At 49.4% G+C, this 9,138-nt stretch carries 8 protein-coding genes; 4 read left to right on the top strand and 4 right to left on the bottom strand.

Annotation, left to right across the window (positions count from 1 at the left end; all coding sequences use genetic code 11):
* Window positions 1-1,191: a HAMP domain-containing histidine kinase gene (locus tag OEM52_04395; GenBank protein MDK9699376.1), complete on the top strand. Its 1,191-nt coding sequence runs from the start codon at window positions 1-3 to the stop codon at window positions 1,189-1,191.
* A gap of 39 nt (window positions 1,192-1,230) precedes the next feature.
* Window positions 1,231-2,850, top strand: coding sequence for an L-aspartate oxidase (nadB, locus tag OEM52_04400; protein MDK9699377.1), 1,620 nt, complete (start codon window positions 1,231-1,233; stop codon window positions 2,848-2,850).
* Window positions 2,851-2,975: 125 nt separating this feature from the next.
* Here the strand turns inward: nadB and OEM52_04405 are convergent, their stop codons facing one another.
* Window positions 2,976-5,891, bottom strand: coding sequence for a CapA family protein (locus OEM52_04405; protein MDK9699378.1), 2,916 nt, complete (start codon window positions 5,889-5,891; stop codon window positions 2,976-2,978).
* Between the two features lie 118 nt (window positions 5,892-6,009).
* Here OEM52_04405 and OEM52_04410 point away from each other — a divergent pair, with 118 nt between their 5' ends.
* Window positions 6,010-6,516, top strand: coding sequence for an FKBP-type peptidyl-prolyl cis-trans isomerase (locus OEM52_04410; protein ID MDK9699379.1), 507 nt, complete (start codon window positions 6,010-6,012; stop codon window positions 6,514-6,516).
* Window positions 6,517-6,587: 71 nt separating this feature from the next.
* On the opposite strand, the gene OEM52_04415 is transcribed toward OEM52_04410, so the two are convergent.
* Entirely contained in the window at window positions 6,588-7,529 is a 942-nt protein-coding gene (locus tag OEM52_04415; GenBank protein MDK9699380.1) for an OmpA family protein, read from the bottom strand.
* A gap of 196 nt (window positions 7,530-7,725) precedes the next feature.
* Window positions 7,726-8,097, bottom strand: coding sequence for a carboxypeptidase-like regulatory domain-containing protein (locus OEM52_04420; GenBank protein MDK9699381.1), 372 nt, complete (start codon window positions 8,095-8,097; stop codon window positions 7,726-7,728).
* Window positions 8,098-8,307: 210 nt separating this feature from the next.
* On the opposite strand from OEM52_04420, the gene OEM52_04425 reads away from it, so the two are divergent.
* Window positions 8,308-8,841, top strand: coding sequence for a mismatch-specific DNA-glycosylase (locus OEM52_04425; protein ID MDK9699382.1), 534 nt, complete (start codon window positions 8,308-8,310; stop codon window positions 8,839-8,841).
* Here OEM52_04425 and OEM52_04430 read toward each other — a convergent pair.
* Window positions 8,838-9,138: arsenate reductase ArsC (locus tag OEM52_04430; GenBank protein ID MDK9699383.1), on the bottom strand; the 301-nt coding region annotated here is incomplete at its 5' end. The genes OEM52_04425 and OEM52_04430 overlap by 4 nt on opposite strands.

Below are 9,138 nucleotides of genomic sequence, written 5' to 3' on the forward strand. Positions count from 1 at the left end.
ATGAAATATAACTGGGTGGCGAATTGGAAAGCGGGCATCTTCTTAGCTGCTTTGGTAATCACCGGTGGTGTGTTGGTTCTCTCGTTTCAATTGGTCAACGAAATGCGCGCTACGACTCGCCGTCATTTAATGGTGACAGTCGAGCGTTATCGCGATTTCCTGATTGCGGATGATCCGCAGCCTGCCCTCGAGACAATACAAAAAATCGAGTTTCCAATTATTCTTGCCGATTCGAGCGGAACGCCGTTGTTTTGGAAAAACCTGCCGATTGCCCCGGATAATCATTCCGAATTGGCGGTACGCGAGTTAAAGAAGTACATCCGCGCGTTCGATAAACAAGGCAATCAACCGATCTCACTTGATCTCGGTAGCGGAATCGTTCAGTATTTTCATTATGCCGACGAGAATTTAATCCGCCAATTGCAATGGTTGATGTGGCTGGGCATCGGTGCGACAGTTGTATTGGTGTTATTGGGATACTACGGATTCAATGCCGTCCGCTCGGCGGAGAATCGGGCGATGTGGATCGGGCTTGCCCGTGAGACGGCGCATCAATTCGGAACGCCGATTAGCAGTTTAATGGCGTGGCTCGAATTGCTCCAACAGAAGTATCACGATGAACCGGTGTTTGGTGAAATGGAACGCGACATCCAGCGACTGCAAAGCGTGTTGCGTCGGTTCTCCGCCATTGGACGCGAAGAGGAACCAGTCGTTGCTGATTTGGTACAGACGGTACGCGATTCGATTGCATATATGGAGCAACGATTGCCGAAAAGGGCAAGAAACATCGATTTGCATGTAGAAAACGAAAGATCGGTTCCCGTCAAAATGCGTCCGGAGCTTATCGGTTGGGTATTGGAAAACCTGATTCGGAATGCCGCCGAAGCGATCGAAAAAGGGATCGGGAAAATCGACATTGCGATAAAAAAAGAACACGGCAGAGCAATCGTAACCATCACCGACAATGGCAAGGGAATGACCAGCCGGGAACGGCACAACGCCTTTCGTGCGGGCTTTTCCACCAAACAAAAAGGGTGGGGAGTCGGCTTATCGTTAGCGCGTCGAATCGTACATGACGAGCATCGCGGTTCGTTGACGATTGTGAGTTCGACACAGGAAGTTGGTTCGACGTTTCGGATGGAATTGCCGTTAGCGCATGAAGCAAAACCTTTGCATAGCGATTTTTCCTAATAAGTGTTTTCGGAATCTGTTTCTTGGAAGTAAGGAATCATGACGAATACGTTTGACTATTTGGTTATAGGTAGCGGCATCGCAGGCTTGTCGTTTGCACTGGATGTTGCCGATCACGGTTCAGTTGCGATTATTACCAAGAAACAGGACAACGAGTCGAACACCAATTATGCGCAGGGCGGCATTGCTGCGGTTGTCGGTCAACAAGACCGGTTGGAATGGCACATCGAAGATACCTTAAGCTCAGGTGCAGGATTATGCCATCGTGATGCGGTCGAACTCTTGGTGCGTACCGGGTCAGAGCGAATCGAACAATTGCGGCAGTGGGGGGCAGAATTCTCAACCACTTTTCGGGAAGGCAAACTCATTTTAGAGCTGCATCGCGAAGGGGGACACCGCATCAATCGCATCGTGCATCGCGCCGATTTCACCGGACAGGAAGTCGAGCGGGCATTGGTGGAGCGGGCACAAAACCACCCGAACATCCAGTTGTTTGAACACCACGCTTTAGTGGAATTGCTGACTCAGCATCAAGTACAATCTCCGGAAGTGCACAATCGCTGTTTTGGAGCGTACGTTTATGATTCGGTGAGTAATTATGTCGAAACGTTTCTTGCGAAGATTACCGTCTTAGCTACCGGCGGCTGCGGACAAGTGTGGCGGCATACGACGAATCCGGCGATTGCCACCGGCGACGGTCTTGCGGCGGCAGCACGAGCAGGTGCTCGAATCGCCAACCTTGAATTCATGCAGTTTCATCCCACTGCTTTACATAGTCATGAATCCCCGGCTTTTTTAATCAGCGAAGCGGTGCGAGGCTATGGCGCGAAACTGTTGAATCGTGCCGGTGAACGGTTTATGCTTCGCTATCATCCCGATGGTGAACTTGCCACCCGCGATATCGTTGCCCGTGCTATCGATGCCGAAATGAAGTTACGCGGCGATGAATTTGTATTGCTCGATGTAACGCACATGCCAGCGCCGGAAACTCGCGAGCGCTTCCCACATATTGACAATACCCTGCACCGGTTGGGTATCAATATGACAGAGCAACCGATTCCAGTGGTACCGGCAGCGCACTATATGTGCGGCGGCGTCGTCACTGATCTACATGGTCAAACCAGTATTGCGGCGCTATTTGCTATCGGGGAAGTGGCAATGACAGGCGTGCATGGCGCCAATCGCTTGGCATCTAACAGTCTGCTTGAGGCTTTGGTGTTCGCTCATACGACAGCGGCAAAGGCGATTGAAGCATGTAAACAATTCGAAATCAATATCAATGTGCCAGAGTGGGATGCCGGCGGAACTATCGATCCGGAAGAGTGGATTCTCATCTCCCACGACCGGGAGGAAATTCGCGAATTGATGGCTGACTACGTCGGAATCGTCAAAAGCGGCTTACGATTGGAGCGCGCGCGCCGGAGAATCGCCCTAATCCGCGACGAAATCCGCGAATTTTGGAAACGCACAACAGTAACATTGCCATTACTGGAATTGCGAAATATCGCTCTGGTGGGTCAATTAGCAATCGAATGTTCGAGCCGCCGACTCGAAAGCCGCGGACTCCACTACCGCACCGACTATCCGGCAACATCACCTGCCTTTGCTAACGATACTTTGCTTGACCGTGGCGCTCTCGAACTCAATAACCGTTGGTGATTTCGGGGATCGTTTGTTCGAGATTTGGCGATGGAAGTTGAGTGACAGTTTCAATCGTTACAGTCATAAGAAATGGGCGTACTCTTTACAGTACGCCCATTATCTATTATAATCGGAACGATTTGTTACCTCGGTCTTGCAACTAATCTTGCCCGTTGGACAATAACTCGGGTGGATGTCACCGATAAATCATTCGTCCGGATTTGGAGGTGTGTCCAGCGGTGAGGATTTGGTAATGTCACCAATTGACCTGCCGTCCAATTCTGTCCCCATTGAATAAATGCGACATCGTCGAAATAGGAAGTAGTAGCCGAACCCGCCGCCAACCGACAGCGAATTTGCAGACAGGAAGTATTTTCCGGTATCGTAGCATCGGCGAAATCTTCCACCCATTGCGTTCCCGCCGCTTGTGATAACAAAACTTGTGTTGACGGATTCGGAACTTCATTTCCGGTACGACCCCGCCAATAATCCAACCGGATATTCGATCCGGCAATCGCACCCGGCCAAATCCGCGCATGCAGTGTATAGGGAATGTTTCGGTCGACAACATACCGGCGGAAAGTTTGCACAGTCATCGTTCCGGTTCCTGAGCTGCGGCGGATACGAAGCGAGCGGTCACCGGCGAATGAGAGCGAGTCGTCAATCGACTCACCATTCTCAAAGACCCAAGTTGTCGGTGCTCCTTCGTCTTCCATGTTCCCGATGCCCCACAACTGATCCATCCCTAATCGGTACTCGTAGGATTCCGCTTCGTTCCGCATGACCCACACCTGTTCGACAATACCGGTATCGGGGAACATGTAAGGTGCTGCCACTTGATAAGTCCCTACCGTTCGGAATGGCACCGTGAGCGTTTCAGGTGGTAATACGACGCGATCAAAATACAAGTTGTCGGAAGCGATGATACGAGTAAGTGCGCCATCGGATGGTTCAACGAGTGTGGTACCCCGTTCTCGGGAGAGCGATGCGATATGGTTCAATATCTTGACGCCCAAGCGTCCACTTGCAACACCCGGCATGTAATTATCGACATAAATCGGACGTATCCGCGCTTCGCGAACTTCACTAAAGCGATTGACATCAGCCTCAAAGGAAATCGACTGGAATGTTTCCGGTAAATACTGGTCGAACAGGAAATTGCCGGTGCTATATGCAATGTACTTGTTGCCGGGACGTGCAACGACTGCTTGCGGAACGTGTGGTCCATGTCCAATCACTAAATCCGCTCCATGCTCTAACATGTAGTCGGCAATCGCAATCCCATTTGTATCGACAACAGTATCGTCATCCCAATCGTTCCAATCACGAACGGACGATGGTTGTGTCATCTGATCCGGCTCGTTGGTGTATTCGATGTAGCCGATATGATATTGCACAATGATGAGGTCGACTAATGGCCGGACTTTGGCAAAATGTTCCGCAATGAGTTCACGTTTTCCCCAACTGAAGCCGCCTTTATTCGGTGCTGCCTCCAAGTAAGGGGCTTGGTTTTGTTCACGGCCGGTCAGAGAGCAATAGCCAAAAATCGCAATCCGTTGCCCACCGCGATTCACAATTGCCGGTCGCCACGCTTCGCCGTCGTTAGCTCCAGCTCCGGTATAGTGCAACCCATTTGCTTCGTAATTGTCGAAGGTCTCTTTTAATGCTTCATCGCCATAGTCGCCGGTATGATTATTCGCTAGCGATGCGACATCGATGCCGGCTCGAACAATCGCGCCGACATAAGACGGTCGGCCTTTGAAAGTGTATGTTTTATTGGGATGTTGAACCCCGGAATTGGAGTAAGCACATTCGGTGTTGCCGGTAACCAAATCGAAGCTATTCAAGTAGCTGCGGACATTGTTAAACAACCCATCAACGCCGTAGGTGTTAATGAGTCCTTCACTCTCAAACCGGCGGGCGATCATTATATCGCCAACACCGCAGTAAGTAAATGGTTGTTTGGGGACATCACTGCCGGGAATATTGATCGTCGCCCATGCCCAACGCTCCACCCGGTCGATGTCCTGCCAGCGGCAAAGAATTTGTTTCAACCCGCCATGACGGAATCGCAACGTGGCAAACGAACCTGTTGCATTGGTTTCGGCATCGCCATCCCACTTCACTGTGCCTTGCTCAATGTTTTCATCGTTAATAAATGCTTGTACGTTGTAGACAAGATCAGATTGCCGTTGCACTTGGATCGTAAACCGCGGTGTCTCGAATTGGTCGCCGGACGCATCGGTTATCCGGTCGACCCGCCAAATGCCGTCCGTTCTGACAGTGTCGTTGTCGTTGGCGAATACAATCGCATTGCACATACCGTTGCGACGGAAATAACTCGTAAAGGTCTCTCCAACTGGCATCCGCCACCGTGTCCACTGAGAGTATGGGGGGACCTCCGACCAGGAATTGTATATCGAATCGCCCCATAATGTTTCTTTGCCGCCTAACGTAAACCACACAACATGATTGCTGGTGTCGCGAAATCCGATTGCTTGCCATTCGGATTTTCTTTCGCGGAAGACCGATACTCCGGCACAAAAATCGCGAGTGATGCGCTTTGGAGGATCAAGTTCCAACACTTTCCAAGTATTGCCTAAGAAGCGGAGAGCATTACCGCCATCACCGCCGCCGAGGGTTAACTCCCATCCATCGGGCTCGCTATCCTGTGTTGCATAGCTGAGTAGTTCGGGAACCGTTTCAAAGTTCAACCACTCTACTTCATCGTGAGAGTAGTATCCGGGCTCGGCAATCACTTTGAAGTAGCGTTCTCCGGGAAGACCAGTCAATTCCACTTCGAGCCGGTCAGTGACCATAAGAGTCTGCCACTCATCGGTCAAAGCATAAGGGTTCGAGGCAGCGAGAATCCGCCATCGTCCTTCCCCGGGAAGACGCGTCCAAGCAAGCCGACAGCTTGTTTCGGTCAGGGGTGAGATGATGAGCGTACGGGTCTCTTGGGTTTCCCAGCCCGGTTCGGTAAGCGCAATCGCCCCGGGAACCGTCAGGGTCAATAAGAGTATAATCGGGAGTAGCCAGCGGCAAGCGAGAGTTTTCATGTTCTAAGATAGAACTTTTGAGGTAACGGTATCAAGCTTTTTGATCCAAATTCTGATTTCATTCCTTTGCCATGGCGCCATCGATATCGTATCTTTTCCCAACAAATTCGAGGAGAGAATGAAAAAGTTGTGGACAACCGTCGTTATTGCTGCTTTCGCCATAGGCACCTTTGCCATCGCGGAAGAAGTAAAGACGAACGAATCGCCAGTGAAACAAGAACAGCCGAAGGCAGAGGAAAAAGCGAAAATGGATAACCCCGCCGACCCGGTAAAGGGTCTGGATATGCAGAAATCCGAATCCGGATTGGAATGGCAAGACATTACGGTCGGTACCGGGAAAGCCCCGGAGAAGGGCAAAACAGTTGTCGTTCACTATACCGGCTGGTTAACGGATGGAAAGAAATTCGACAGCAGTGTCGACCGTGGCGAGAAATTCGAGTTCCCAATCGGCATGAGCCGGGTAATCAAGGGTTGGGATGAAGGCGTGATGTCAATGAAAGTCGGTGGCGTCCGCAAATTGTTTATACCTTCGAATTTAGCTTACGGTAACCGTGACGTTGGCGGTGGTTTGATCCCGGCAAATTCGACATTAGTCTTTCAAGTCGAATTGTTCGATGTAAAATAGACAGGTTATCAAACCTTAGCAAAAAACGCGGGTCATACGACCCGCGTTTTCTGTATAACAAATCGGTAATGCTACTTGACGCGCACGAACTCTATCCGGCGATTCATTTGACGACCTTCCGGTGTCTCATTCGTTGCGATCGGTTTCGTTTCGCCAAAACCCGTTGCTGACATCCGCGATGCCGTAACACCTTTACTTACAAGCCAATTCATGACGGAATTAGCGCGGCTTTGCGATAGCGCTAAATTCATGTCATCGGCTCCGACATTATCGGTGTGACCGTGAATTTCGACTACGATTTCCGGATAATCATTCAAAGTAGCTAACGCACGATAAAGAGTAGCTTCCCCTGCCGGCAGGATGTCCGCACTTCCGGTTTTGAAAACGATTCCTTCCAAACTGATTGGCTTCCCAATTTCTGGCGCTGGCTGTTTAGCAACTGGTTGCGGAGCTGCTTTCGGAGCAGGTGTGGATTTCTTACATCCAAAAGGAATCCGAATGCCGAGCGTGTAATTCTGCCAATCCTGATTCGATTCATCGTAGATCCGTTTCTCCATACCAGTATTAGCGTAGTTCACACAAGCTTGCAGATCGATATACAGTTTGTCATTGACTTTATATTCGATGCCGCCGCCATAGGGGAAGTAGTGATTGGAGTTTCCGTCATAAAAGATATAACCGACTCCACCCATGATATAAGGCGTTATTCTTTCCATCGGATAAAAACTCCAACGCACTTTCCAGTCAATCGGAACAATAGTTAATGTGTAACCCGTCACTTTCACATGTGTGATGCCTGCCCGCACTTCCTCTTGCAATCGGTCATGGATGGGATATGAGAGACTTACATGAAAGTCCGTACCGTAACGTACATTATCAAGTTCTTCATTCAAGATGGACGTGCCAATCTGTGCACCGGCAACGTATCCCATCTTTTTGTATTGTGCCTGAGCGAGTGAAGCAATTAATACCACAAGGGTAGCTGCAGCGATTGAAATGAATCGATGGTTCATGGTTTCTCCAAAATGAGTTGGTTCGGGATTGATACTACGATGAGAGATGTATTAGGTAAGATAATTATCAGATGAACATTCATCAATATCAAGAGTTAGATAAGTTAAGCGAGCGGATTTCTCCGCTCGCAAATCTCTACTACTCGACGTAAACCGAGTTGTCTATAAACAAAAGAAAAAAATTCTTCCTTAGATACTATTCGACGCCCAATCCACGAATACCGGTATTCCGGATTAAACGCATCGGAACAACCACTCGAACCGGGGTTGCTGGGTCACGCATTTGCACCGTAACACGCGAAACTTGTTCGTAACCTCGGGCACGGGCGATGACCGTGTAGACGCCCGGGCGAAGATCACGAATTGCGAAACCACCGGTGCGATCTGCTACTACCGTCGGCACTCGCAAAATTGGCGATGCATTCGGTGCGTAAAATTGTACTACTGCTCCGGGAACACCAATCACTTCGCCGTTTGTACGACCTGCTACAACGACACGACCACTTACTTGTGCAAAGGCGGATATTGCGACAAGCAATACTGCGAGTACTACCATCCATCGTTTCATGCTAACTTCCTCCTGAATTCATCCTGGTCAATGACACAATCGAAGAATTTCTTCGTATTGTCAACGTACTGTTGTAAATAAACCAAGTCAAGGAAAGCGGTCGATATTTTAAAGGTTTTCGTCAAATCGGTCACTTTACACTGGTACTAAGTACAGAAGTCCCTATCGTTGGAATCGGAAAGGGCAGAAACCTAAAGTGATTTTACAAATATGAAATGGAAAGAATTAATAAACAATAGTTTACATATTGTGTTTGTTGGACTGAATCCCGGGATTCGATCGTTTGAGACGCAATGCTTCTATGCACACCCTTCCAATCGCTTTTGGAAACTCCTCCATGAGGCAGGATTTACCTCCCGACAATTACCACCTGAAGATTATGCTGAGTTACTGACTTGGAATATCGGACTGCTCGACTTGGTTTCGCGTCCGACCCTTAGCGGTAATGAGTTATCGCCCCGAGAGTTTCGCACCGGACGTGAAAAACTCATCGCTACCGCCAAAAGCTATCAACCTTTATGGCTTGCAGCGAATGGTTTGAGCGTCGGCCGTTGGTTAAGTGGAGATAAAAAAATATTTGAGTATGGGGAGTGGGGTGTGCTTCCAGATACAACAATCCGCCTGTGGGTGTTGCCTTCCAGCAGTGGACGAGCAGCAAAACATCAAGGGAAGAGTTTCACCTATGCGGATAAACTGCGGGAATGGAAGCGCTTCCACGATTCGGTATGTCCGCCGACTGTTTAGTGTTTTTGCAAATACTCGATAAGAGTTTCTCGAATCGCATTGCGGACTTCGCGGAATTTTGGCAAGGCGATTTCGTCCGGTTCGTTCGTAAACGGAGCGGGATCATCGAATCCAATATGGATTTGTTGTACCGGGCGCAGAAACACCGGACAAGTTTCCCGGGCATGGTCGCATACTGTTACTACCAAAGAAATCGCTTCGTCGGATAGAAATTCGTTTACGCTTTTCGAGTGGTACTGCGAGATATCGATCCCGACTTCCGCCATCACTTGAATAGCGCGAGGATTTACTTTCGAT

The organism is bacterium (genome assembly GCA_030247525.1).
Classification (GTDB): Bacteria; Electryoneota; JAOADG01; order JAOADG01; family JAOADG01; genus JAOTSC01.